Source organism: Streptomyces sp. NPDC101118, from assembly GCF_044759445.1.
Lineage (GTDB): Bacteria > Actinomycetota > Actinomycetes > Streptomycetales > Streptomycetaceae > Streptomyces.
The window spans coordinates 43,947-69,164 of sequence record NZ_JBIVZG010000034.1; the positions used below are offsets into that span (position 1 = coordinate 43,947).

21 protein-coding genes and 1 pseudogene are annotated in these 25,218 nt (G+C 75.2%); 8 read left to right on the forward strand and 14 right to left on the reverse strand.

All coding sequences use genetic code 11. The features are described from left to right. Positions 1 to 3 precede the first annotated feature (3 nt). From ACIQUQ_RS33890 to ACIQUQ_RS33900, 3 genes are all read left to right on the forward strand, one after another. Positions 4 to 828, forward strand: a complete 825-nt coding sequence (locus tag ACIQUQ_RS33890; protein ID WP_403983774.1) for a 4'-phosphopantetheinyl transferase family protein — start codon at positions 4 to 6, stop codon at positions 826 to 828. 243 nt (positions 829 to 1,071) lie between these two features. Further along, entirely contained in the window at positions 1,072 to 3,492 is a 2,421-nt protein-coding gene (locus ACIQUQ_RS33895; protein ID WP_403983776.1) for a SpoIIE family protein phosphatase, read from the forward strand. A gap of 192 nt (positions 3,493 to 3,684) precedes the next feature. Then, complete coding sequence (locus ACIQUQ_RS33900) at positions 3,685 to 3,954, forward strand: response regulator transcription factor (RefSeq protein WP_403983778.1); 270 nt, start codon at positions 3,685 to 3,687, stop codon at positions 3,952 to 3,954. Positions 3,955 to 4,006: 52 nt separating this feature from the next. Here the strand turns inward: ACIQUQ_RS33900 and ACIQUQ_RS33905 are convergent, their stop codons facing one another. The 3 genes from ACIQUQ_RS33905 to ACIQUQ_RS33915 form a co-directional block, all read right to left on the reverse strand. Next, entirely contained in the window at positions 4,007 to 5,065 is a 1,059-nt protein-coding gene (locus ACIQUQ_RS33905; protein ID WP_403983780.1) for a serine/threonine-protein kinase, read from the reverse strand. A 107-nt stretch (positions 5,066 to 5,172) separates the two neighbouring features. After that, positions 5,173 to 5,535, reverse strand: coding sequence for an STAS domain-containing protein (locus tag ACIQUQ_RS33910; protein ID WP_403983782.1), 363 nt, complete (start codon positions 5,533 to 5,535; stop codon positions 5,173 to 5,175). 118 nt (positions 5,536 to 5,653) lie between these two features. Continuing rightward, on the reverse strand, positions 5,654 to 6,388 hold the full coding sequence (locus tag ACIQUQ_RS33915) for a DUF2470 domain-containing protein (protein ID WP_403983784.1): 735 nt from the start codon (positions 6,386 to 6,388) through the stop codon (positions 5,654 to 5,656). A 229-nt stretch (positions 6,389 to 6,617) separates the two neighbouring features. Between ACIQUQ_RS33915 and ACIQUQ_RS33920 the strand changes: the two genes are divergently transcribed. The 3 genes from ACIQUQ_RS33920 to ACIQUQ_RS33930 all read left to right on the forward strand — a co-directional run bounded on the left by ACIQUQ_RS33920 (position 6,618) and on the right by ACIQUQ_RS33930 (position 11,662). Beyond that, on the forward strand, positions 6,618 to 10,091 hold the full coding sequence (locus tag ACIQUQ_RS33920; RefSeq protein WP_403983787.1) for an NB-ARC domain-containing protein: 3,474 nt from the start codon (positions 6,618 to 6,620) through the stop codon (positions 10,089 to 10,091). Between the two features lie 49 nt (positions 10,092 to 10,140). After that, positions 10,141 to 10,713, forward strand: coding sequence for a hypothetical protein (locus ACIQUQ_RS33925; protein WP_403983789.1), 573 nt, complete (start codon positions 10,141 to 10,143; stop codon positions 10,711 to 10,713). Between the two features lie 94 nt (positions 10,714 to 10,807). Beyond that, the gene (locus tag ACIQUQ_RS33930; RefSeq protein ID WP_403983791.1) at positions 10,808 to 11,662 is read left to right on the forward strand and encodes a hypothetical protein; all 855 of its coding nucleotides are present in this window, start codon (positions 10,808 to 10,810) and stop codon (positions 11,660 to 11,662) included. Positions 11,663 to 11,736: 74 nt separating this feature from the next. Here ACIQUQ_RS33930 and ACIQUQ_RS33935 read toward each other — a convergent pair whose 3' ends face one another. From ACIQUQ_RS33935 to ACIQUQ_RS33950, 4 genes are all read right to left on the reverse strand, one after another. Then, positions 11,737 to 12,150 (reverse strand): ATP-binding protein, encoded by a 414-nt coding sequence (locus tag ACIQUQ_RS33935; protein ID WP_403983793.1) that lies wholly within the window; start codon positions 12,148 to 12,150, stop codon positions 11,737 to 11,739. Between the two features lie 144 nt (positions 12,151 to 12,294). Then, the gene (locus tag ACIQUQ_RS33940; RefSeq protein WP_403983795.1) at positions 12,295 to 12,816 is read right to left on the reverse strand and encodes a SixA phosphatase family protein; all 522 of its coding nucleotides are present in this window, start codon (positions 12,814 to 12,816) and stop codon (positions 12,295 to 12,297) included. 31 nt (positions 12,817 to 12,847) lie between these two features. Continuing rightward, positions 12,848 to 13,813, reverse strand: a complete 966-nt coding sequence (locus ACIQUQ_RS33945) for an LLM class F420-dependent oxidoreductase (protein WP_403983797.1) — start codon at positions 13,811 to 13,813, stop codon at positions 12,848 to 12,850. 46 nt (positions 13,814 to 13,859) lie between these two features. Then, positions 13,860 to 14,219, reverse strand: coding sequence for an ArsR/SmtB family transcription factor (locus ACIQUQ_RS33950; RefSeq protein WP_399956366.1), 360 nt, complete (start codon positions 14,217 to 14,219; stop codon positions 13,860 to 13,862). 115 nt (positions 14,220 to 14,334) lie between these two features. On the opposite strand from ACIQUQ_RS33950, the gene ACIQUQ_RS33955 reads away from it, so the two are divergent. After that, on the forward strand, positions 14,335 to 15,597 hold the full coding sequence (locus tag ACIQUQ_RS33955) for an MFS transporter (protein WP_403983800.1): 1,263 nt from the start codon (positions 14,335 to 14,337) through the stop codon (positions 15,595 to 15,597). 41 nt (positions 15,598 to 15,638) lie between these two features. Here the strand turns inward: ACIQUQ_RS33955 and ACIQUQ_RS33960 are convergent, their stop codons facing one another. The 7 genes from ACIQUQ_RS33960 to ACIQUQ_RS33990 form a co-directional block, all read right to left on the reverse strand. Then, positions 15,639 to 16,064 (reverse strand): UBP-type zinc finger domain-containing protein, encoded by a 426-nt coding sequence (locus ACIQUQ_RS33960; RefSeq protein ID WP_403983802.1) that lies wholly within the window; start codon positions 16,062 to 16,064, stop codon positions 15,639 to 15,641. Continuing rightward, positions 16,061 to 17,521, reverse strand: coding sequence for an ATP-binding protein (locus ACIQUQ_RS33965; protein ID WP_403983804.1), 1,461 nt, complete (start codon positions 17,519 to 17,521; stop codon positions 16,061 to 16,063). Before ACIQUQ_RS33965 ends, ACIQUQ_RS33960 begins: the two co-directional genes overlap by 4 nt. 10 nt (positions 17,522 to 17,531) lie before the next feature. Further along, on the reverse strand, positions 17,532 to 19,208 hold the full coding sequence (locus tag ACIQUQ_RS33970) for an FAD-dependent oxidoreductase (RefSeq protein WP_403983806.1): 1,677 nt from the start codon (positions 19,206 to 19,208) through the stop codon (positions 17,532 to 17,534). A 178-nt stretch (positions 19,209 to 19,386) separates the two neighbouring features. Beyond that, positions 19,387 to 19,989, reverse strand: a complete 603-nt coding sequence (locus ACIQUQ_RS33975) for a CAP domain-containing protein (RefSeq protein ID WP_403983808.1) — start codon at positions 19,987 to 19,989, stop codon at positions 19,387 to 19,389. 437 nt (positions 19,990 to 20,426) lie between these two features. Then, positions 20,427 to 22,724: a LamG-like jellyroll fold domain-containing protein gene (locus tag ACIQUQ_RS33980; RefSeq protein WP_403983810.1), complete on the reverse strand. Its 2,298-nt coding sequence runs from the start codon at positions 22,722 to 22,724 to the stop codon at positions 20,427 to 20,429. A 314-nt stretch (positions 22,725 to 23,038) separates the two neighbouring features. Next, a complete protein-coding gene (locus tag ACIQUQ_RS33985; RefSeq protein ID WP_403983812.1) occupies positions 23,039 to 23,626 on the reverse strand; it encodes a hemerythrin domain-containing protein in 588 nt (195 codons plus the stop codon). Next, entirely contained in the window at positions 23,550 to 24,755 is a 1,206-nt protein-coding gene (locus ACIQUQ_RS33990) for an enolase C-terminal domain-like protein (protein WP_403983816.1), read from the reverse strand. Before ACIQUQ_RS33990 ends, ACIQUQ_RS33985 begins: the two co-directional genes overlap by 77 nt. A gap of 169 nt (positions 24,756 to 24,924) precedes the next feature. On the opposite strand from ACIQUQ_RS33990, the pseudogene ACIQUQ_RS33995 reads away from it, so the two are divergent. Next, positions 24,925 to 25,218, forward strand: a pseudogene (locus ACIQUQ_RS33995) (Toxic cation resistance protein); the annotation flags it as partial.

Below are 25,218 nucleotides of genomic sequence, written 5' to 3' on the forward strand. Positions count from 1 at the left end.
GCCATGACCGTGGATGCGGCCGGGACCGTGGATGCGGCCGTGACCGTCGACCCGGCCGTGACCGGGGACGCGGCCGTCGCCCCGGACACGGCCGGTGCCGTGGACCTCGGGTTCCCGGCGCTCGCGCCGGGCCGGGTCCACCACTGGGGCGGGGCGTTCCTCGTCGTGGCGCGGCGGTCGGGGCTGCCGGGGAGCGTGCCGTGGCTCCCGCTCTCGCCGGCCGAGCGGTGCGTGGCCGGCGCGCTGCCGGCCTGGCGGCGGGCGGAGTGGACGGCGGGCCGGCGGCTCGCGAAGCACCTGGTCGCCGGGTACACGGGCGCGGCGGTGGACGCGGTGGAGGTGCTGCCGCGGGCGGACGGCAGCCCGTACGCGCTCCTCGGGGGCCGCCCGCTGCCCGCCGTACACCTCTCCATCAGCCATACGGCCCATCAGGTAGCGGCGGCGCTGGCGCCCGGGCCGGTCGGGGTGGACCTGTGCGAGACCGTCGCGGCGGACACCGTACGGCGGATCGGCGACCACGCGTTCTCGCCCGCGGAACTGGAGCTGATCGGCACCGGCCCCCAGGAGGGCCCGGCGGCGGCCTGGGCGCTGAAGGAGGCCGCGGTGAAGGCCGACCGGACCGGCGTCTTCGGGGCCGCTCCGCGGCACGTGGCGCTGCTGGGCCTGCATCCGCCGCGGCTGGGCGGCGGCCGCCGCGCGGCGGCCTGGCACACGGCCGGGGCGGACGCCGACGGGGAGGCGGGGGGTGCCGCGGCGCGGGCGGACGCCGGAGCCGCGCCCGCCCCGGGCGACGCGGTGCTCGCGCTCGTACTGGCACCGGCCCCGTAGCAGGGGCCGGGCAGGCGGGAGGCCGGGAGCAGGCGTCCGGGCGAGCAGGCGTCCGGGGAGGCCGCTCCGGCAGAGCGCTCCGGTGGGCCGGCCCGGTGGTCGGTCCACCGCCCGGCCGCCGGGTTGCGGCACTGCGTTGGTGCTCTTCCGGCCACTGGATCATGCTTGTCAGTGGAGTCCCTGGCCATGCGGGTTTCCCCTGGGACGGCGGCGAAGGAACGACCGAGGGCGAGATGAGCGGCGATGGAGCGAGTTCCCACCCCTCCCGGCGACCGGCCGGAGGAGACGGACGCCTCCCGTGAGCCGGCGTACACGGCCACGGCCACCATCAACGAGCAGGGCATCGTCACCGAGTGGAGCGAGGGCGCCGGCCGCCTGCTCGGCTACTCCCCCGCCGACGTCGTGGGGCAGCCCGCGGCCCGCCTGCTGGCCGACGCCGAAGCGGACGGCGGCGCGGCCCGGCGGCTGCCGCCCGGGCAGCAGCGGTGGAGCGGCACCCTGGCGCTGCGGCACCGGGACGGCCGCCGGCTGGAGCGGGCGCTGCTGGCGCACCGCTGGACGTCCACCGGCGGGAACGCCAAGTGGTCGGTGGTGTCGGCCGTCGCGCCCGACCGCCGCACGGCCCCGGAAGGGCCGCTCCCGGAGTGGGCCTTCGCCCAGTCCCCCTGCTTCCAGGCGATCTTCGACGAGGACCTGCGGCTGGTCCGGGCGAACGCCGGCATGGAGCGCACCCTGTCCCTGACGGAGGCCGAGATGCGCGGGCTGCGGCTGCCGGAGATCGCGCCCGACCCGGCGAGCGACGAGACCGAGCGGCGGATCCGCACGGTGCTGGAGACGGGCGAGGCGCAGCACGCCAACTCGTTCGTCCGTCCCGCCGGGGGCGACGAGCAGGTCTGGTCGACCTCCCTGGACCCGCTGCGCGACGCGGAGGGGCGGGTGCGGGCGGTGTGCCTGACCGCGCACGAGCGGACCGCGGCGGCGGGTGGCGGACGGGCGCTGCCGGACGACGAGTTCGGCGCCCTCATCGGCACGACCACGGACGCCACGCGCACCGCGCAGGAGCTGGCCGACTTCGCGGTGCCGCGGATCGCGGACTTCGCGGCCGTCGACCTGCTGGAACCCCCGCCGCGCGGCGGGGACCCGTCGGCCCCGGCCGTGCCGGGCCAGGTGACGGTGTGCCGTACGGCGGTGCGGTCGGTCCTGGAGGGTAACCCGGAGTCCCGGGTGTCGGTCGGGGGGACGACGGTCTACCCGCCGCTGTCGCCGCCGGCCGACTGCCTGGCGTCGGGGCGCGGCGCGGTGTACGCCACGACGGACACGGCGGTCAGCCGGTGGATGGCCGAGGATCCCGGTGCCGCGTGGATCGGCGAGTACGGGACCCACTCGATGATGGTGGTGCCGCTACGCGCGGACGGCGTGCCGCTCGGCGTGGTGCTGTTCAGCCGCCAGCAGCACCGGGAGCCCTTCCAGCAGGAGGACCTGTGGCTGGCGGAGCGGGCCGCGCAGAGGGCGGCGGCGGTGATCCACGGCTCCCGCCGGCAGGTGCGGGAGCACACGACCACGATGACGCTGCAGCGCAGCCTGCTGCCGCAGACGCTGCCCGACCAGTCGGCGCTGGAGATCGCCTCGCGGTACCTGCCGGCGGCGAGCGAGGCCGGGGTGGGCGGGGACTGGTTCGACGTGATCCCGCTGTCCGGGGCGCGGGTGGCGCTGGTCGTGGGCGACGTGGTGGGCCACGGCATCCGGGCCTCCGCGACCATGGGCCGGCTGCGGACCGCCGTACGGACCCTGGCGGACGTGGACCTGCCTCCGGACGAGCTGCTCACGCACCTCGACGACCTGATCATCCACCTGTCGGCGGACGAGGCGGACCGGGACTCGTCCGGGGGCATCGGCACGACCTGTCTGTACGTGGTCTACGACCCGGTGACCCGGCGCTGCACGCTCGCCCGGGCGGGCCACCCGCCGCCGGCGGTGGTGTCCCCCGAGGGGTCGGTGTACCTCCTCGACGTGCCGGCCGGGCCGCCGCTGGGGCTGGGCGGTCTGCCGTTCGAGACCGTCGAGGCCGAGCTGCCGGAGGGCAGCATGCTGGCCCTGTACACGGACGGCCTGCTGGGGGCGCGGGAGCACGACATCGACGAGGCGCTGGACACGATGTTCGCGGCGCTGGCGCGGCCGGCCACGTCGCTGGACACGGTCTGCGACCGGGTCCTGACGGCGCTGCTGACGCACCGGCCGGAGGACGACGTGGCGCTGCTGGTCGCGAGGACGCGGGCGCTGCACGAGGACCAGGTCGTGGTGTGGGACCTGGAGTCCGACCCGTCGGTCGTCGCGGACGCGCGCCGGCAGGCCACCGAGCAGCTGGCGGTGTGGGGGCTGGAGGAGGCGGCGTTCGTCACCGAGCTGCTGGTGAGCGAGCTGGTCACGAACGCGATCCGGTACGGCAAGCCGCCGGTCCAGCTGCGGCTGATCCACGAGGACTCGACCCTGATCTGCGAGGTCTCCGACGGCAGCAGCACGGCGCCGCACATGCGGCGGGCCCGCACCTTCGACGAGGGCGGGCGGGGTCTGCTGCTGGTGGCCCAGCTGGCGCAGCGCTGGGGTTCCCGGCCTGCCGCGAACGGCAAGACGATCTGGGCCGAGCAGTCGCTGGTGGGGTTCTGAGCGGGTCCATGGGGACGCCGGGGAGGGAGCCGGCGGTTCCCGTGTGACACGCCTGTGACAGTCGGCGGACAGGGTCATGAACTCCGGCGAGCACAGTTTTCGGTAGGGACAAAAAGCGACATTCCGCAATAAGTCCCCTGCTTCCGAGGGTGTGAGCAGCGATGACCGAACCGATTCGTCGGAGGAAATCCCATGAGCCTCACCCTCACCGCGCCGCAGACCCGGTCCCAGACCCCGACCGCCGCTCCGGCCACCTCGGCCGAGGCCCCGGCCCCCTCCCTGGCCCCGCGTGAGGAGGAAGCGCTGCGCCACATCGCCGCCGGGTGCACGTACCTCCAGACGGCCCGCAACATGGGTCTGTCGAAGCACACGGTCGACGCGTACCTGCGCCGCATCCGGGCCAAGCTGGGCATCAGCAGCACCGCCGAGATGACCCGCATGGCCATCGCCATGGGCCTGTGACCCGGCGGGACGGGACACACGGGCGAGGCGTACGGGGGACGGAACCGGCGGTCTACGGACCGCCGGTTCCGCTGTGGAAGACCGGCCGCGCCCAGGCGGGGGGCTCGGGCACCGGACCGGCGGACCCGGGGGGCGCGGCGGGCGGGACGCCGGGGCGCGGTGGGGCGTCGCCCGGAGGGGAGCCGGGGCCCGGAGGGGGATCCGGCGTCGGGCCGGGCGCCGGGGGTGCGTCGGCGGTGGCGATCCGCATCGCCCCGACGAACTCCAGACAGGAGGTGTACCGGTCCTCCGGCACCTTCGCGAGGGCCCTGGCCAGGACGTCGGCCGCGGCGGGCGCGACGTCCGGCCGCTTGTCGGTGAGGCGGGGCGGCGGGTCGTACTGGTGGGCCCAGAGCAGGGCCGCGCTGTCCTCCCGCCGGAAGGGCGGCTCGCCGGCCAGGGTCTCGTAGACCACGCAGGCGAGGCTGTAGAGGTCGCACCGGCCGTCCACGGGGCGCCCCGAGATCTGTTCCGGCGCCATGTAGTCGAGGGTGCCGACGAACTCGCCGGCCGTGGTGAACCCGGTCAGCGACAGCGACTTCTTCGTCAGCCCGAAGTCCGTGAGGTAGACGTGCTCCGGGTGGTCGCTGTCGGTGCCCGCGGCGACCAGGATGTTGCCCGGTTTGACGTCCCGGTGCACGAGGTCGTGCCGGTGGGCGGCGTCGAGCGCGGAGGCCACCTGCGCGGCGATGCGCAGGGCCGTGGTCACCGGGAGCGGGCCCTCGCGGTCCAGCAGGCCCCGCAGGTCGGGGCCGGGGACGTACCGCATGGCGATGTAGAGGACGCCGTCCGTCTCGCCGGCCTCGAAGATCGGCACGATGTGCGGGTGGTCGAGGGAGGCGGCGACCCGGGACTCGTGGGTGAAGCGGCGGCGGAAGGTCTCGTCACGTGCCCGGTCGGGGGTGATCAGCTTGAGCGCGACGGTCCGGTCGAGGCGGAGGTCCTTCGCGCAGTAGACGACGGCCATCCCGCCGCGGCCGAGCAGCCGCTCGATCCGGTAGTCGGCGATCTGCTTCCCGATGAGGCCGGAGGGCCGGCCCGTGTACGTGCCCAGGTTCGATGCCGTGCCCATCAGGCGTCTCCTCGCGCCGCCACCACCTGAAAGTGTAGGCGCGTACGGTCACCGCCGCCCGGGACGGGCACGGGTCCGGGTCCGGGTCCGGGCGGCACGCTCCCCCGTCAGTCCACCGCGGGGCCGACCGGGAAGAGGCCGGTGGTGCCCGTCAGGTCGAGGAGGCGCAGCATCTGGTGGCTGGGAGCCGCCAGGCTCACCGTGTGGCCGCGCTCCAGGGCGGCCAGGCGCCCGTCCAGCAGGGCGTTGAGGCCGGAGGAGTCGCAGAACGACGAGTTGCTGAGGTCGACGACGATCTCGGCGGGCGGTTCGGCGCCGGCGACCAGGGTGTGCAGGGCGTCGCGCAGCTCGCCCGCGTGGTTGATGTCGAGTTCACCGGTCACCCGGATGACGAACCGCCGTCGGCCGGTGCCCCCTTCGTCCTGCCGTTCCGCCTGTACGACCTCGATCAGACTGCTGCCGGGTCCCATGATCCCGTCACCTCCGGGTTCCTCCAGGGCGCCTGCCCCGTGGGCGGCCGTCCATGCGCCGCGGGGCACGGCCGGGGCGTGCCCGGGTCTCGGCCGCACGCGGGACCGGCCGCCGGGGTCAGGGCCGGCCGGATGCCCGGCGGCGGCAGCCCCGGGCCTCGGCGAGGAGCGCCTGCACCCGCTCCCCGACCTCTTCGGGGCCGTGGGCCGGGGCGGCGAAGGGGAGGCGTACGTCGTGCCGTGCGGCGGCGTGCTCGATCCGCAGGGTCAGCCCGCCGCGGTCCAGGGACAGGGGTGTCACCCGCTCGGCGTTCCGCGTCAGCCGCGGGTCGGCGAGCCGGGCGAGGGACGCGACGAGGCCGCCGTGCCCGTCCACGAGGTGGGTGAGCATGCCGGCCTCGTAGGCGGCGAGGGCGTCCGGGCGGGCCAGGGCGAACGCGTCGAGGCCGAGCGGGGCCGGGCCGTTCCCGGTGTCGAGGTCGACGTGGGCGGCGTCCAGGCGCAGTTCGGCGTGTGCCCCGTCGTCGAAGGTGCGGCCGGTGGCGGTGAGCCAGCCGGCGAGGGTGACGCGGGCGCGCACCCGGTCGCGTACGGCGACGGGGGCGATGTCGGTGAACTTGAGCAGCGCGGACAGGCTGCCGCGCGGCGCGAGGGCGACCTCGGCGGCCAGCCGGCATGCGGCGGGCACGCGCAGCAGGACGCGGCCGTCGTCGGCGACGCCGTGCAGCCCGCCGCCGACGAGGTCGCAGTCGTGCGAGCCCGTCACCACGGTCAGCGAGTCGGCCGCGGCCAGCACGGTCCGGGCCCGCTGTGCGGACGTGGGACCGGCCACGAGGACGTCGTGTGCACCCATCCAGAACTCCCTAACTAAGGTAAGGCATACCTAAGTCACCCTAGCCCCTCGGGTCACCGCGCCACCACCCCCACCCGCGGCGCGGCTCGCCTTCCGTGCGCCGTTCGCCCCCACGTCGCGGGCCGCCGGCACTCCGCTCTCGGCGACGTGGCTCACGAGGCCGCCCGGGCGCTAACCTCTCGCTGCACGAGGCGCGTTCGGGATTCCTGCGGGGGTGCGGGTGGGCACGTTGACCAAGGCGCTGGCGGTCGTCGCGGCCGTTCTGGTGGCGGCCGTTGCCGCCCTGGCCTCGCTGGCGGCCAACGCGGCCACGTCCCACGACCGCTGGCCCGGCCCGCTGGACGCCGTACGCGCGGACCCCTGGCCGTGGGTGTACGGGCTGTTCGCCACCGCGGCGGTGCTGGGCGTGCAGGCCGTCGTATCCGGCTGGCGGGCCGGACGGCCGGTCACCGGCGGCAACCCGCCGCGGGTGCAGGCCTGGGTGGTCGGCCGCCGGGAGAGCCGCACGGCCGTCGCCACCGTCTGCCACCGCAGGCGCGGCGGGCCCGTCGGCATCACCACCTCCCTGGAGGGGGCGGGCGGCTACGGGAAGACGACGCTCGCCGGCGTCGTGTGCGCGCACCCGCGAGTGCGGCGCCGGTTCGGCCGGCGCGTCCACTTTTTCACCATCGGCCGCGGGGTCACCGGCCCGGACCTCGCCGCGGCCATCGTGCGGATCACCCAGTACGTCACCGGCGACACCACGCCGTTCGACGACCCCATGACCGCCGGAGCCCACCTCGGCCGGCTGCTCGACCGGCAGCCGCGCACCCTGCTCGTGCTCGACGACGTGTGGGAGCCGGAGCAGCTCGAACCCTTCCTCCAGGGCGGCCGGCGGTGCGTCCGGCTCGTCACCACCCGCAACCCCCGGCTGCTGCCCCGCGACTGCCCGCGCGTCCTCGTCGACGAGATGACCGCGGACCAGGCCTCGCGGGTCCTCACCCACGAACTGCCGGACCTCCCGCCCGGCACCGTGGCCGAACTGCTGCGGGTCACCGGCCGCTGGCCCCTGCTGTTGCGCCTGACGAACCAGCTGATGGCCGAGCAGATCGAGACGGGCGCCGACCCGGCCGACGTGGCGGCCCGGGCTCTCCGCAGGCTCCGGGAGCACGGCCCCGCAGCGGCCGACGGGGGCCCTGCACCCGGCGAACGCGAACTGGACGACCCCCGCCTGCGCCAGGGCATGGTCCGGGCCACCGTCGAGGCCGCGACCCGGCTGCTGCCGGCCGGCGCGGACGCGCGGTTCGCCGAGCTGGGCGTGTTCGTCGAGGACGAGGCCGTGCCGGTCCCGCTCGTCGCCCGGCTGTGGCGGGCCACGGGAGGCCTGTCCGAGGAAGAGTCCCGCGCCCTGTGCGGCCGGCTCGGCAGGCTCTCCCTGCTCACGGTCCGGGCCGAGAACAGGGGCACGCTCACCCTGCACGACGTGCTCCGCGACTACCTGCGCCGGGAGCGGGGCGCCGAGCCGCTGCGCGACCTGCACCGCGCCCTCCTCGACGCCGTCCGGCCCGCGGGTCCGGGCCCGGCCTGGTGGGAGCAGGCCGACCGGTACCTCCTCGACCACCTGGTGGAACACCTGCTGGAGGCGGACCGCCCGGCCGAGGCCCTGGCCCTGGCCGGGGACCTGCGCTGGGTGGAGACCAGGCTGCACCAGCGCGGGCCGACCGCGCCCTGGCGGGACCTCGCGCGGATCCCGGGGGAATCCGCCGCCGCGCTGGCGCGCGACCTGGCCCGGACCGCGCACCTCATGGGCCCGGTCGAGCCGGTCCGCGCCCTCACCGCGATCCTCCACAGCCGCCTGGCCCCGCTCCCGCACTGGGGGGAGCAGACCGTCACCGGCGCCTCAGGCCCCGCCACCCTCCCCGGCCCGTTCCTGCGGAACCATTGGCCGCTCCCCGACACCCCGCCGCGGAGCCTGCTGCGCTCCCTGGACACGCCCGGGGCGGACATCGCGGACCTGGCCGTCACGGCGGACGGCCGGCAGCTCGTCACAGTGGCGGAAGGGGACGGCGTCCGCGTGTGGGACCGCGAGTCCGGAGCGTGCTTGGCATCCTTCGCCCTTGGCCGTACGGGGCGCCGGTCCCGTGCGGCTGCCCTCACGCAGGACGGTGCGTACGTCGCGGCGACCGACGGCCGGTTCCTCGGCGTGTGGGACGTCGCCACCGGAAGGCGCACGTTCCGGACCTGGTCGTGGCGGTCCCACAGCTTCGGCCGGCCGGCCCTCGCGCCGGACGGGACCCACTGCCTGGAGGGCGGCTGGAGCGGGACCCGGCTGCGCCTGTGGGACACCCGCCGCGGGACCTGCCGGCGGCTGCCGCCCAGCCCGGCGGCGTCCGGCTTCGACCCCGGCCACTGCCCCCGCCTGGCCGTCGGTCGGGACGGCGCTTGGGTCGCCGCGGGGGGCCGCTTCACCGTGTACGTGTGGGAGGAAGCCAGTGACACCTGGCGGACCGTCAGCAGCGGGGGCCCCGTTGCAGACCTCGCCGCCTCCACGGACGGGACAGCCCTGGCCATCAGCCACAGGGAGGGACGCCTCCGCGTGTGGCGGGCGGCGACCGGAGAGGTCAGTGAGATCCCCGGCAGCCAGGGCGACGCCGGTCTCCGGGCCGGGCCGGGGGCCCGGCGCGTCGCCGCCCGGTACCCCGGAGCGCTGTGGGTGCTGAACGCGGAGACCGGTGAGCGGCTGGCCACGTTCGACATCGACTCGGCCGACACGACGCTGCGGACGGCCGTCGCTCCGGACCTCGGCTGGGCCGCCACGGTGACCGCCGCCGTGCCGAACGCCGGCGGGGTGGTCCGCGTGTGGACGCCGGAAGGCTCGCCTCGGTCCCGGGGTCACGACCCCACCGGCCCAGTGGCAGTGGATCCGGACGGAGCGTTCGTGGCGACCGCCTCGGAACCCGACGGCCTGCAACTACGAGACCTGGCCACCGGGTCAATCGTGGCCCTCCTCGGCGAAGTGACGAGTTCGTACTACGAGCCGGCCTTCCCCCCTGGCGAGCGGCTGCTGGCCGTCGCCGACCTCGGGAACGGCGCCCGGCTGTGGGACCTGGACACCCGGACGGCAGTTTCCTTCGGCCCTGCCGCGGACGAAATGGGCCGCGCGGTGTTCTCGGCCAACGGCGCCTGGCTGGCCGCCCGGGACCCCTCCGGGATTTCGGTTTGGGACGTCCGGCGACGTGCCCGCTCCGCCGGATTCCGTGGAGCCCCGCGCTTCGACGGCATGGCCGTGTCCTCCGACGGAACGTGGCTCGCCCTCCGCTCCGCAGACGGGCTGCGCCTCCTGGACACGGCGACGGGTCGGCACCGGGCCGTCCTTCAGCAGCCGGGCACCCCGACGCAGCTGGTCGTCTCCCCCGACGACGGCCGGCTGGCGGTCGGCACGCGGGACGGACTCGTCTGCCTCTGGGACGTGGCTGACCGTGTGCTCATAGCCGTGTTCTCGTGTCACGGTCCCGTGGCGGCCGTGGCCTTCTGCCCCAACGGGCGGTGGCTCGCGGGCGCCGACGCGTCGAACACCGTACGCGTCTGGTCCTGCGAGACCCATGAGCTGGTCGCCGCCATGCGCACCGACGGCGCCGTGAACTCCTGCGCCTGGTCGCCGGACGCGCGCCACCTCGTCCTCTCCGGGAACGCGGGGCTGTGCGCCTACGCGTTCGGGCGCTGAGCGCGGGGGTCCTCGCGGGACGGGCGGCGTCGGCGGGTAGGGTCGCGGCGTGATCACGGCCGGTGCGAGCGTCGACCCGCGGACCCGCAGCAGCGCGGGCCCGCTGCGGCTGCTGTGGCTGGCCCTGCTGCTGTTCGGCTTCCTGTACACGCATGCCGCGGGCGCCGACAGTGCCTCCGCGCACGCCCTCGGCGGCCCGGTCACGCCGCCGTCCCTGACGGACGGCGGGCCGCGGACGGGCGACGCGACGCCGCCGCCGGCCGGAGGCGGGCCGCACGGGGACGGCGGACCCCTGCGCCCGACAGCCGCCGAGCCGCACACCGGCCACGGGTACGGTCGCGCCCAGGCCGGCCCGGCCGGGTCCCCCGAGCGCCCCGGACCCGGCGACCGCGCCGCCGTCCCCGCGCCCGGCGGCCATGGTGACGGGGGCGGGCACAGCCATCCGGCCGAGGCCTGCGATGCCGGGCACACCCAGCACGGCGGGGAGCTGAGCCCGCCCGGGCGTGCCCCGCTCGGTGAGCCCGCGTCCCCCGGGAGCGGCGCAGCCACCCGCACCGCGGGCGGCGACCGGGCGCTGCCCCCCTTGCGAAGTTCCGTCGGTTCTGTGGTGCGGCGGGTATAGGAGCGGGCCGGTCTGCCCGTTTCCTACCTTTTCCCCCACGTGCGGCCCCTCCGGGCGCGCGCGGGGTGGTCCACGCCTGCGCAAGGAACCACTCATGTCCCAGACCCAGTTGCCCGACGCCCCCGCCGCGTCCGGCGCCGCACCCTCCGACGACGCCGGGCCGGCCGCCGGCCGCGCCGCCCGGCGCCGGGAACGCTCCCGCCGGGAGCGCCGGCGGTCCCTGTCCGCCCGCTACCTCGGGTACGTCGGCTACTTCGTCGGCGCCGGCCTCATCAGCGGGGCCGTGGTGCACCACCCCCTCGACCCGGCGCGGTACACCCGTGTCGGGCTCTACGGGGCGGCGGTGTTCCTCGCCGCCACCCTCCTCAACGAGTTCCTGCTCACCCGTGAGCGCCCCGGCCCCGCCCGGCTCCTGACGGTGATCGGGGCCTCGCTGACGCTGTCCTTCGGCATCGGCATGCTCTCCGGCGGACTCCAGCACTTCGACGACTTCCCCGCGCGGGGCGCCGTCCTCGTCCCCGCCGGTCTGGTCGTCTCCTTCGCCGCGTTCGTGGTGAAGGACCCGGAGACGCCGGTGAGGCGCGTCTTCGGTCCGGTCGGCCTGGCGGTCCTGGTCACCGCCGTGGTGGCCTTCCTCGGCCTGCGCGAGGTGGCCGCCTCCATGGAGACCGGCACCGGTACCGGCGGCGGTCACGGCCACGGTTCCGAGGAGCATCCGGGGCAGGAGAAGTCCGGGGACGGGGAGTCCGGGGACGGGGAGTCCGGGCACGGGGAGTCCGGGCACGGGGAGTCCGGGCACGGGGAGTCCGGCCGGGAGGGGCCGTCGGCGACGCCGCCGGCCGGGCCGGGCGGGGCGCCCACGGCCCGTACGGGCATGCCCGCCCCCACGCCCACCGGTCCCGCCGCGAAGCCCCCGGGCTCCGGGGACGGCCACGGGCACGGGCACTGACGTACGGCCCGCCGGGCACCGCCGCTGCCGCGGGGCGGAGGCGGTGCCCGGCGCGGGGCCGGCCGGTGGTGCCGTCAGTGCTGCGTGCCGCGCCGGCCCGCGGCGGCGGGCCTCCGTGAGGGGCGGCCGTGCGCGGGGAGCACCACGGCGATCGTCTTCCCGGCGCCCCGGGGCTCCACCGCGACCCGTTCCGCGATTTGGTTGATCATGAGCCAGCCGAAGCGGCCGGGGATGTCGGCCGGGGTGGGCCGGTTCACGGGCAGGTCCGGCCGGGCGTCGGAGACCTCGACCACGGCCCGGGACTCCACGCAGCGGATCCGGAAGGCGGTGACGCCGCCCGCGTGCCGCCGGGCGTTGGACACCAGCTCGGTCACCACGAGGAGCGCGTCGTCGGCCTCGGTGCCCGTGACACCGCGGGCGGCGAGGACGAGCCGGGTGATGTCCCGGGCCCGCTCGCAGGTGAGGCCGCTGGCTGCTCGCGGTCGCACGGTCCTCCTCCTCTCGCCCACGGTCCTCGGGATGCGGTGTGTCGCCCCCCGTTCCCGCGTTCCCGGGCCGCTCCCTTCCGGCCACCCCGTATCGGCGTCTTCCCCGCAGCGCCGTCCGAAACCCCTCCGGGGCGCCCCGGCGGGTCAGCCGCCGCCGGGTGTCCACAGGTCGGTGAGGTGCGCCGCGCCCGGTCCGAGCCGCTCCCACGGGCCGTCCAGGGTGAGCACGACCACGGCCGCGGTGGGCAGGCCGTCCTCCAGGGTCCGCCGCAGCGGTTTCGGGCCGCTGCCGCACAGCGTGACGGCGAGGTCGTGGACGGCCGGGTTGTGGCCGACGAGGAGCACGCCGGTCAGTTCGGGGGCCGAGCCGCGCAGGACGGCGAGGAGGTACTCGGCGTCGGCGTGGTAGAGCTGCTCGGAGTAGGAGGCCGGCGGCGGGGCGGAGAGCCGGGGGACGATCATCTGCCAGGTCCGGCGGGCGCGCACCGCCGTGGAGCACCGGGTCAGGTCGAAGCGGTACCCCGATTCCTCCAGCCATTGCCCGGCCCGGCCGGAGTCGCGGCGGCCGCGGGCGGTGAGGTCGCGGTCCGGGTCGTCTGCGGTGTGCTTGGGCACCGCCTTGCCGTGCCGGACGATCACGATCCGGCGCTCGTGGGTCTCGGTCATGGGGGACCTCCGTCGCGGGCGGTCGCGCGGCTCAGAGTTCGCGGAGTGCGGGCAGGAGTTCGGCCTCGGCCCACTCCAGGAACGGGGCCTGGTGCTTCCCGCCTATCTGGACCAGTGCGATCTCGGTGAACCCGGCGTCGACGAACGGGCGTACCGCGTCGACGAACGTCCGCGGGTCGTCGCCGCAGGGGATCTCCTTGGCGACGTCCTCGGGCCGGGTGTGCCCGGATGCCGCGGCGAAGCCGGCCGGGCCGGGGAGTTCGGCGTTGACCTCCCAGCCGGCGGCGGACCAGCGGAACTGGTCGTGGGCGCGGGCCACGGCCGCGTCGTGGTCCGGGTCGTAGCTGAGGGCGAGCTGGCCGACGACCGGTTTGCCCGTGCCGCCGTGTTCTCCGAAGGCGGTCACCAGGTCCCGGTCCGGCTCGATGGCGACGAGCAGGTCGCCGTGGCGTCCGGCGATCTCGCAGGAGCGCGGCCCCGAGGCGGCGATTCCGATCGGCGGGGGCTCGTCGGGGAGGTCCCAGAGCCGGGCGTTCTCGACGTCGAAGTGGGTGCCGTGGTGGTTGACGGTTCCGCCGCCGAACAGGGCGCGGATGATGCCGGCCGCCTCCTCCAGCATCTCCAGCCGGACGTGCGCGGCGGGCCAGCCGCCGCCCACGACGTGCTCGTTGAGGTTCTCGCCGGAGCCGAGGCCGAGCCGGAACCGGCCGCCGGAGAGGAGCTGCATCGTGGCCGCCTTCTGCGCGACCACGGCGGGGTGGTAGCGGAAGGTCGGGCAGGTCACGTACGTCATGAGCGGGATCCGGTCGGTGGCCTGGGCGGCGGCGCCGAGGACGCTCCACGCGTAGGGCGCGTGTCCCTGGGAGTCGAGCCAGGGGAAGTAGTGGTCGGAGACGACGGAGAAGTCGAACCCCGCCCGCTCGGCGCCCACCACGTGTTCCACCAGGTCCCGGGGGCCGGCCTGCTCGGTCATCATCGTGTACCCGATTCGCACCATGCCCGGCGTCTCACCACTGGGGCCGCCCCGAAACCCGCGGGGCCGGTCAGTCGTGCGGCGCCTCGCCGGTGATGCGGTGGTCGGCGTGGCTGAGGGCTTCCAGGACCAGCCTGCGCAGATGGCCGTCCCGGAGGCGGTAGTACACGTACCGGCCTTCGCGGCGGGTCTCGACCAGGCCGGCCAGGCGGAGCTTGGCCAGGTGCTGGCTGACCGCCGTGCGCGAGGCGGTGCACCGCTCGGCCAGCGAGCCGACGTCGGACTCCTGCTGGGCGAGCAGCCACAGCAGGTGCAGCCGGGTCGCGTCGGAGAGCAGGCCGAAGACCCCGGCCGCCTCGGCGAGGCGGGCGTCGTCGGGGGCCCGCAGGTGCGCAGGGGCTGCAGGAGGGACCGGTTCGCTGGCAGGCATGGGCACAGCCTAAGACCCGCGGACGTCCGGCCGAGGCCTCCCGTCATCATGTGCACACATGCGCACATGATGTGTACGCTGGAACGGTCGCCCCGTCCGGAAAGGATGTCCGCGCATGCTCTCGGTCCTGAGCCACCGCACCTACCGGCTCCTGTTCGCCGCCCAGGTCATCGCCCTGACCGGCACCGGTCTCGCGACCGTCGCCCTGGGCCTGCTCGCCTACGACCTCGCCGGCGGCCGCGCCGGGTCGGTCCTGGGCACCGCACTGGCGATCAAGATGGTGGCGTACGTCGGCATCGCGCCGCTCGTCGGCGCCTTCGCCGACCGGCTCCCCCGCCGCGCCCTGATGACCGGCGCGGACCTGATGCGAGCCGGCGTCGCGCTCGGCCTGCCGTTCGTGGACCGGGTCTGGCAGGTCTACGTACTGATCTTCGTCCTGCAGGCCGCCTCCGCCGCCTTCACCCCCACCTTCCAGGCCGTGGTCCCGGACGTGCTGCCGGAGGAGCGCGACTACACCCGGGCCCTGTCCCTGTCCCGTCTCGCCTACGACCTGGAGAGCCTGTTCAGCCCGGCGCTCGCCGCCGCGCTGCTCGCCTTCATGAGCTACGACCGGCTCTTCCTCGGCACCGTCGGCGGCTTCCTCGCCTCCGCCCTCCTCGTGGTCTCCGTCGCGCTGCCCAGGCCCGCGCCGCCGGCCGGCCCCGCGGGGGGCGTGTACGCCAAGGCCACCGCGGGCAGCCGGCTGTTCTTCACCGTCCCCCGGCTGCGCGCCCTGCTGTGGCTGAACCTCGCGGTCGCCGCGCCCGGGGCGATGGTCACCGTCAACACCGTCGTCTGCGTGCGCGACCGGCTGGGCCGGGGCACCGGCGACGTCGCCCTCGCGCTCGGCGCGTACGGCGCCGGCTCGATGGCCGTGGCCCTGCTGCTCCCCCGGGTCCTCGACCGGGTCCCGGAGCGGGCGGTGATGCTGGGCGGCGCGCTGGCGCTGCCGCCGGTCTTCGCCGCCCTCGTGGCGGTCACCACCGGGAACGGCGGCGGCTGGCGCTGGCCCGCGCTGCTGGCGACCTGGACGGCGTTCGGGGCCGCCTGCTCGGCGGTGCTCACCCCGACCGGCCGGCTGGTCCGGCGCGCCGCGCCGCCCGAGCAGCGGGCCCCGGCGTTCGCCGCCCAGTTCTCGCTGTCCCACGCCTGCTGGCTGCTCACCTACCCGCTCGCGGGCTGGCTGGGTGCGGTGGCCGGCCTCCGGTCCGCGGCCCTCGCGCTGGGCGCGGTCGCGACCGTGGCCGCGCTGGCCGCGCTGCGGCTCTGGCCGCCGGCCGGGCCGGAGCCCGAGGAGGCCGCGGACGGGACCCGACGGGTCAGGATGCTCAGCCACTGATCCCCGGCCGGCTTCCGCTGCGGGTACGGGCCGGGGCGCGCTCAGCGGTGGAGGCGGTCCCGCCAGTCCGGCGGGACCCGGCCGGCCGGTCCCGGGGACGGCTGCTCCGTGGGGCGGTCGGACGGCGGGGCCAGTTCGGGGCCCGTCTTGTACAGGGCGCCGGTGTCGTAGTTCCAGTACCAGGCCTCGCCCGGCTCGAAGCTCTGCACCAGCGGGTGGCCGGTGGCCTTCCAGTGGGCGGTGGCGTGCTGCCCCGGCGAGAAGTCGCAGCAGCCGATGTGCCCGCACAGGGCGCACCGCCGCAGGTGCAGCCACCAGCCGCCCAGTGCGTCGCAGTCGCCGCAGCCGGTGCCGCCGGGCGGGACGGCCGGGTCGATCCCGTCGGCGGCGTGGGTCCCGTCGGCTCCCCGGGCCCCGTGGGACCCGTCCGCTCCGCCGGTTCCGCCGGTTCCTCCGGTTCCGGTCATGCGGGTTCCTCCGTTCCTGCTCCGGTGTCGGGGGCGGTCAGCGGCAGCAGGACCTGGAAGCGGGTGTCGCCCGGCACGGACTCGACGTGCAGGCTCCCGCGATGCTTGTTGACCACGATCCGCCAGGAGATGTCGAGGCCGAGCCCGGTGCCCTCGCCGACCGGCTTGGTGGTGAAGAAGGGGTCGAAGATGCGGTCGCGGATGTCGTCGGGCACGCCGGGGCCGGTGTCGCGGAACTCGACGAGCAGCCGGTCGCCCTCCCGTGCCGTGCGGACCGTGAGGGTGCCCTCGCCGCCGCCGTCCGTGAGGGCGGCGACCGCGTTGTCGATCAGGTTGGTCCACACCTGGTTGAGCTCCGCCGGGTAGGCCGGCACCTCGGGCAGCGAGCGGTCGTAGTCCTTCACCACCCGGACCCGGGGGCCGATCTTGCCGGAGAGCATCAGCAGGGTGCTGTCGAGGAGTTCGTGGACGTCGACGTCGCGGTGCGGGGCGCGGTCCAGCTGCGCGTACTGCTTGGCCGCGTCCACCAGGTTCGAGATGCGGGTGGTGGAGTCCTCGATCTCGTCCATCAGCAGTTCGGTCTCGACCGTGTAGTTGAGCCAGCCGACGGCGCCCGGCAGGACGTCCTCGGCCACGGCCGCCGCGACCTGGTCCAGCCAGTCGGTGTCCAGGCCCGCCTGGACGAAGGTGGGCGCGACCCGCCAGCCCTCGGGGATGCCGTGGTCGTCGAGCCAGTCGGTCAGCTCGTCCTCGCGGTCGGACGCCTCCAGGGGGCTCAGCACCGGGGCCTTGGCCACGCGTTCCGCGGTGCGCTCCTGGATCTCGATGAGGTCGGCGAGGGTCGCGCGGGAGTACGGGCCCTGCGCGATGTGCGCCAGCTTGTGCCGCATCTTGCCGACGCGCTCGCGCAGCGCCGCGGTGGCGCGGACGGCGGCCGCGGCCGGGTTGTTGAGTTCGTGGGTGAGGCCGGCGGAGAGCGATCCCAGGGCCAGCAGGCGCTCGCGCTGGCCGATGGCCCGCTGGGTGTTCTTGGAGCCGAAGAACAGTCCCTCCAGCAGGTGGGCGGCCATCGGGAACCACTCGCGCATGACGTCGGCGAACGACTGGGCGGGGAGGACGAAGAAGCGGGTGGGCTCGGTCACCCGCATCGAGTTGACGTACGTCTGGGGCACCCGGTCGCCCAGGTACGCCTGCATGGCGCCCGCGTACACGCCGCGCTGCGAGGTGCGGCTCACCTCCACGTCGTCGCCGCCGACCCGGCGGTACAGGACGACGGTGCCCTCGATCATCACGTAGAAGCAGGTGGCCGGTTCGCCCTCGGTGTAGACGGGCCCCGGGTCGAAGCGCTCCACCCGCCCCTCGGCGCAGAGCCGTCCCAGCTGTTCCGGGGACAGCTCCTCGAAGAGGAAGAGGGTGGCGATCTCGGTCGGGTCGCAGGCCGTGACTTCGGCGCTCATGACGGCGTCCTCATGACTGCTCCAGGTAGCGGTGGACGAGCATCACGGCCATGGCGCCCTCGCCGACGGCGGAGGCGACGCGCTTCGCGGACTGGGCCCGGGCGTCACCGGCCACGAACACGCCGGGGACGCTGGTCTCCAGGTGGTAGGGCGGCCGGTCCAGTTCCCAGGTCGCGGGCGGGCGGCCGTCCGGGGTGAGGTCGGGTCCGGCGAGGATGAAGCCGTTCCCGTCCCGCAGGACGGTGCCCTCCAGCCAGTCGGTCAGCGGAGCGGCGCCGATGAAGACGAACAGCCAGTGGGCCTCGGCCACTTCGCGGGCGCCGGTCACGGCGTCGCGCAGGGTCAGCCGCTCCAGGTGGTCGGTGCCGTGGGCCTCCGCCACGACGGTCAGGGGCCGGACGGTGATGTTCGGCGCCTCCTCGATCTGCTGGACGAGGTAGTGCGACATCGAGGCCGTCAGGGACTCGCCGCGCACCAGCAGCGTGACCGACTTGGCGCCGCGCGCGAGGTACACCGCGGCCTGTCCGGCGGAGTTGGCGCCGCCGACGACGTACACGTCCTGGCCCTCGCAGGACGACGCCTCGGTGAGGGACGAGCCGTAGAAGACGCCCCGGCCGGTCAGGTCGTCGCACCCGGGGACGGCCAGCTGCCGGTACGAGACCCCGGTCGCCAGGATCACGCTGTGCGCGGCGACCGCCGAGCCGTCGGCGAAGCGCACGACGCGGGCGGCGCCGTGCGCCTCCAGGCCCGTGACCTCGCGGGCGGTGAGGATCTCGGCGCCGAAGCGGGTCGCCTGGCGACGGGCCCGGTCGGTGAGCTGGGCCCCGGAGACGCCGTCCGGGAAGCCGAGGTAGTTCTCGATGCGGGAGCTCTGGCCGGCCTGGCCGCCGGTCGCCGACCGCTCGACCAGGACGGTGCGCAGCCCCTCGGAGGCCCCGTAGACCGCGGCGCCGAGGCCGGCCGGGCCGCCGCCGATGACGACGAGGTCGTAGAACTCGGCGGCCGGGGTCGTCGCGAGCCCCACGCGGGCGGCGAGCTCGGGGGTCTCGGGCTCGATCAGCGCGGTGCCGTCCGGTGTGACCACCAGGGGGAGCCGGCGGCCGTCGGTGCCGGCCGCGGCCAGCAGGCGCCTGCCCTCGGGCTCGTCGGAGGAGTACCAGCGGTACGGCACCTGGTTGCGGGCGAGGAACTCGCGCACGTGCGAGGAGTGGGCGGACCAGCGGTGCCCGACCACCTTGGTGGCGGGTACCGGCCGGTGGTCGCTGGAGCGCCAGGCGGTGAGCAGGTCGTCCACGACGGGGTAGAGCTTCTCCTCCGGGGGGTCCCACGGTTTGAGGAGGTAGTGGTCGAGGTCGACGACGTTGATCGCGTCGATGGCGGCGTTGGTGTCGGCGTAGGCGGTCAGCAGGACGCGCCGCGCCCCGGGGTACACCTCGATGGCCTGTTCGAGGAACTCGATGCCGTTCATCCGGGGCATGCGGTAGTCGGCCAGGATCACGGCGACCAGGTCGCCGCGCAGCTTCAGCTCGCGCAGCGCCTCCAGGGCCGATCCGCCGGACTCGGCCCGGACGATGCGGTACCCGCCGCCGTAGCGTCGCCGCAGGTCGCGGGCGATGGCGCGGGAGACACCCGGGTCGTCGTCCACCGTCAGGATGACGGTCCGCGCCGCGTCGGTGGCCTGTGGCATTGTGCTCCGCCCTGGGTGCTCCGGCCGCCGGTGCGCCGAGCTGGTCGCGCCGGCTCCCGCCCATCGTATGTTCGATGGCGGCGGAACGCTCCGGCACGGGCGTCGCGGCCGGGCGGGGTGCCGCCGGGGGCTCGGGCGGGGTGCCGCCGGGGCCCGGCCCCGGCGGCGGCCGCGCCGGTCAGAGGCGGGTGGCGAAGACCTGGGTCCAGTAGTGGTCCGGCTGGGCGACGCCGACGCCGATCTCCTTGAACGCGCAGTTCAGGATGTTCGCCTTGTGGCCGGGGCTGTGCATCCAGGCGGCCATGACCTTGGACGGGGTGCTGTAGCCGTAGGCGACGTTCTCGCCGTACGTGCGCCAGCGGTAGCCGGCCCGGGTGATGCGGTCGCCGGGGTCCGAGCCGTCGGAGCCGGTGTGCGACATGGTGCGGTGGGCGGCCATGTCCTTGCTGTGGTTGCGGGCGGCCTTCGTCAGCTTCGCGTTGATCTTGACGGCGCGGCAGCCGGCCTTGGCGCGCTCCTTGTTCACCAGCGCCACGACGCGCTCGGCCGCGGTGGGCTTCTTCGAGGCGGCCGGGGCGGCGGGGGCCGAGGCGTCGGACGCCCCGGCCGCGGCGGTGCCGGCCTCGGGTGCCGTACGCGTGGCCGTCGCGGCGGCGCGCGTCACGGCGCCCGCCTCCTCCGCGCCCAGGCCCGCGACGGCGGTGGGTATGCCCACCACGCCGAGCGCGACGGCGCCGATGGCGATCTTCGTGTACTGGCTCTTCCTGCGGTGCTTCTGCATGCATGACCTCGTTCGGTGTTCGCCAAGCGTGAGCGCCCGGGCCGCTGGGGCGCCGAGCGGGCCGCCATTCTTGGAAGGGGCGCAACGGGCTGGCAAGTCAGGGGAGTTGCCAGCGGGTACGGCTCGGCGGACCCGGCTTGAAAACCGTCCGCCGACGTGCAGTCGGGCGGTGGTGACCGAGGGGTGAGACGGCCGACGGGACGTCAGGCTCCGGCGCCACAAGGGATTTCCCGCCGGTCGTCTCGTCGTGCGAGACGGGCATTCGGCGGAAGCGGAAAAAACGGCCCGCCGATCCACATATCCCGACATATCACACCGGCGGGAGCGGTCGTGACCCTTCCGTGACCCGGAGGGGGCGGGTGATCCATGTCACGACGGGACGGGGTGCGGGGGCCGGCCCGACCGGCCGGCCCCCGCACTCCGTCGGGCGGGCGGGATCAGGAGACCGACGCCAGCCCGTAGTGGTTCCAGACCTGGGCGGCGGTCAGCGCCTTCGGGTAGACGGCCGTCTCGTCGATCTGGCCGGTGAAGGCGTCGCTGCTCGGGCGCGCGGGCCAGCCGGCGAGGTTGTCACCGCCGACGTGCCAGTAGCCCGTGAACTCCCCGTGGCCGGTGACGCCCGAGGTGGCCTTGAGCTTGCCGTCGACGTACAGCGCCGTGCCGGACGGGCCCTGGGTCGCGACGACGTGGTGCCACTGGTTGTCGTTGTACGCCTCCTGCCACGGCGAGGCGATGACCTGGACCGAGCCCGGGTAGACGCCGAACACGACGCGGCCGGTGTCGGTCAGGTAGAGCTGCTTGTCGTACTGGCTGCTGTTCCACGTGGTGTGGCTGCCGAAGCCGATCAGCTTGCCACCGCGGGTGGTGCCGGTCCTGAACCACGTTTCGAGGCTGTACGCGCTGCCCACCGTCTGGCGGTGGTCGCTGTAGACCTGCTGGCCCGAGCCGTTGAAGCCGATGGCCGTGCTGGTGCCGTTGACCGCGCCGGGCGCCTGGCGCAGGGCCGGGCCGCCGACCTGGAGGCCGCTGGTGTTGCCGGCCTTGGAGGAGTCGGCCACGTACGGGCTGACGGTGTCGTCGTAGCGCCAGTACAGCTGGGCGCCGTCGGCGCGGACCCGGTCGGGATAGGACTGGGTGGTGGCCGGCACCGTCACGGAGGCGGTGGCCGACTTGGCGCTCGTGTTGCCCGCGCCGTCGGTGGCCGTGACCCGGTAGGTGTACGTCGTGCCGGCGGTGACCGCGGTGTCGGTCCAGGAGGCCTGGCGCCGCTCGAACTCGAGCGAGTCGGCGGTCGTCGTGTGGACCGGGGTGCTGCCGCCGTTGCGGTAGATCCGGTACGTCAGCCTGCTGTCGTCGGCGTCGAAGCTGGTGCGCCAGCGGACCTGCACCTCGCCCGGGCCGACGCTGCCGGCGCCGGCCACCGGGGTGGTCGGGTTGCCGACGTCGCCGGTGGACGCGTAGCGGGTCAGACCCTGCTGGGGCTTGGTGTTGACGGTGGTGAACTCGCCGCCGACCCAGAGGTACGCGACGCCGTCCTTGGACGCGGCGGTCATCACGCGGGGCCCGACGCCCTCGCCGATGCCGCCGTTGACGGCGGGGAACCAGCCGAGCTTGCGCGGGCCGGGCACGAAGCCGTCCACCGGAGCGGGCACGGTGCCCTTGTGGGCCGTCGGCTGCGCCATCAGGTAGCGGCGCTTGCCGTCGTCCGGGAACTCGCCCTCGGTGGCGCAGTTGTGGGCGTGCGAGGCGATGTAGAGGGCCCCGCCGTACGGCAGCACGTTCTGGGTGGCGCCGAGGCAGCGGTCGCGCCACCGCTCGCCGAAGCCGTCCAGGTCGAACGCGGCGCGCCCGTCGAAGACGCCGCCCCCGTTGCCCTGGTTGCCCGTGTAGAAGCCGGTCGCGTCGGTGGCGATGTCCATGACGACGGAGAGGCGGTGGAAGCTGCTGTACGTCTTGCGGACCGCGCCGGAGACCGCGTCGGCCACGGCGAGGGCGTGGCTGGAGCTGTTGTTGACGGTGAAGAAGTCGCCGCCGAGCAGCACGTTCTTGCCGTCCGGGGTGAGTTCGACGGCCCGGCCGGACTCGTCGGCGTTCGCGGTGAACGCGCGGAGCGCGCCGGTGGCGGCGTTGACCGCGGCGAACTTCCGGCGGGTCTGGCCCTGGACGGTGCTGAAGTCGCCGGCGGCGTACAGGGTGGTGTCGGAGACGGCGAGGGCGCGCACGGTCGCCGAGAAGCTCGGGTGGAAGGCCGGCTTCGGAGTGCAGCCGGCTATGTCGATCGCGGCCACGTTGGAGACCTTGACGCCGTTGACGGCGCCGAACCGGCCACCCGCGTACAGGGTCTTCTTGTCCCTGGACACGACGAGGGAGCGCACGGTGGCGGTGCCGCTGGTCGCCGTGAAGGACAGCCGGCACGCGGTGGGGGCGCCCGTCGCGGCGTTCAGGGCGGCGAAGTTCACCGCCGTCCGCGGGGTGCCGGCCGCGCCGGCCGGCGGCCGGAGCTCCGAGAAGGTCCCGCCGGCGAACACGGTTCCGTTCACCTGGGTCAGGGCCCACACGATGCCGTTGGTCTGCCAGGTGGGCAGGCTGTCGGCGGTGAAGGAGACCGGCGGAGTGACGGCGGAGGCCCGCGGCGTGACCACCAGTCCGATGCCCGCGCCGGCACCCGCCAGCGCCAGCACGAGGGCGGCCGTGAGCCCTCTGGTTCCGCGCCCGCGGCGACGTCTTTCGCTCACTTCAGTACCTCGAAGATCCTGGTTTCGATGAGGGAGTTGGCGAAAGGGTGCCAGAGGGAAGCACGGGAGAATTCAGACAAAGGGCAACCGGCGCGAGGATACCTGAACGTTACCTTTCGATTACACCTGATGTTCACTCAATCATGTTGAATGAAAAGGGAGTTGGGGAAACCAATACAGACCTGAACGACTTTCACCTCTCGCTCCGTTATCCAATCGAAATCTTCGGTCACCCGCAGTCGGCGCAGGCCGGCCACCGGTCCGGGCAGCGCCGCCTGCGGGCTTCCCGGACCGGTGGTGGGTGGTGGGTGGCGTCAGGCGGCCCGGGCGGCGGGCAGCTCCTCCAGGTCTTCGGACTCGTCCTGCCCCTCGGAGTCCTCGTCCCGGGCGGAGGCCTCGTCCCGCATGGTGCCGTCGTCGCCGACGACGTCGTCGCGGGCGCTGGGGATCTGCAGGGGGTCGCGCGGCGCCTCCCCCTTGGCCTCCTCCATCCGCTCGCCGAGCTCGACGAGACGGTTGCGCCCCATGGCCTTGCGCACCTCGGGGAACCAGTCGTCCTCTTCCTCCTCGACGTGGTGCCGGACGTTCTCCATCAGGACGGTCATCTTGGCCTTGAACCGCTCGTCGGCCGCGTCCATGTCCTTCAGCTCGGAGAGCATCCACACCACCGCGTGGTGCTCCTCCACGCTCTCCAGCACGTGGTCGGTCGTGTCCGGAGCGGCCTCCCGCGCGGCGGGGTAGAAGACCTGCTCCTCGATCCAGGCGTGGACGGTCAGCTCGCCGATCACCTCGTCGACGATCTCGCGGCGCTCCTCGACGTCCTCGTCACCGGTCTTCTCGAACCGCTTGAACAGCTTCTCGACCGTCTTGTGGTCCTCCCGCAGCATCACGATCCCGTCCATCGCCGCCTCCTGTTCGCGTAGCCGGAACGGATCGCTCCGCTCCTGCCCCGCACCGCGCCGGGCATGCGGCGGCAGGTCGTCGGGGCGGCGCCTCCCCCAGGGCGCGGGTGACGCCCAGGCCCGGCCGGGCCGGGGCCCGTACGGTGCCGTCGGTCCCGCCGATGCCGGTCCAGGGGTCGTCGGCGAGCAGCAGGTGGCCGTCGAGGTCCACCCAGCGGGCGCGGTCCGCGATGTGGACGGCCGGGGCGATGCCGAGCGAGCTGGCGGTGAGGCAGCCGAGCATCAGGTCCGTGCCGCTGCCGCGGAGGGCGTCGTGGATGCGCAGGGCCGCCCGCACGCCGCCGCACTTGGCGAGCTTGACGTTGACCCCGTGCACGCGGCCGGCGAGTGCGACGGCGTCCTCGTACGAGACGGCGTCCTCGTCGGCGATGACGGGGACCGGGGATCCCTTCGCGACGCGGGCCAGTGCGTCGGGGCGGCCCGGCGCGACGGGCTGCTCGACCGCGGTGACGCCGAGCGCGGCGAAGCGGGGCAGCAGGGCGAGGGCCGTGTGCTCGGTCCACGCCCCGTTGGGATCCAGCAGCACGGGGGCGCCGGGCGCTCCGGCCCGTACGGCCGCCACCCGGGCCAGGTCCTCGGCGGGGTCGGAGGACCCGGCCTTGACCTTGAGGACGGTGAACCCCGCGGCCGCGAGGCGTGCGGCCTGCGCGGCCGCGTCCGCGGGCGGGACGATGCCGATCGTACGGGCGGTCGCCGCCTCCGGCGCGGCACGGCCGCCCAGCACCCGGTGGGCCGGCAGTCCGGCCCGCCTGCCGACCAGGTCGAGCAGGGCCGCCTCGACCCCGGCCAGCACGCCGGCGGGCAGCGCCCGCCAGACCGCGGCACCGGGATCGTCCCAGGCCGTCTCCGGGTCGGGGTACCGCTCGACCGCCGGGCGCGCGGCGGCGAGCCGGCGCTCGATGCGGGCGGTGGGCAGCCCGAGGTGGTCGCTGGCGAGGGCCTCGCCCCGGCCGCGCACTCCGCCGTGCTCCACCGCGATCCAGACGGCGTCGCGGCGCGCCGTCACCGAGCGGGAGATGCGCAGCGGCTCGGCCAGCACCAGGTCCGCGGTCTGCCAGGTCAGCTGCACCACGCACCGCCGCGGGCGGGCGCCGGAGGAAGGGCCGCGGTGGGAGGGTGGCCGGATGCCGGGGGGCCGGCGGGGGCCGGAGGACCGGCGGGGGCCGGAGGACCGGCGAAGGCCGGTGCGGGTACGCGAGCCGGTTGCGGTGGACCGGTGGGTGGCGGAGAACCGGCCGATGCCGGAACACAGGCCGGTGCCGGTGGGCTGGCCGGTGCCGGAGCACGAGCCGGTGCCGGTGCCGGTGGGCTGGCCGGTGCCGGAGCACGAGCCGGTGCCGGTGGGCTGGCCGGTGGCGGAGGACCGGCCGGTGCCGGTGGCCTGGCCAGGGTCGGTGGGCTGGCCGGTGCCGGAGCACGAGCCGGTGCCGGAGGACCGGCCGGTGGCGGAGGACCGGCCGGTGCCGGTGGCCTGGCCAGGGTCGGTGGGCTGGCCGGTGCCGGAGCACGAGCCGGTGCCGGAGGACCGGCCG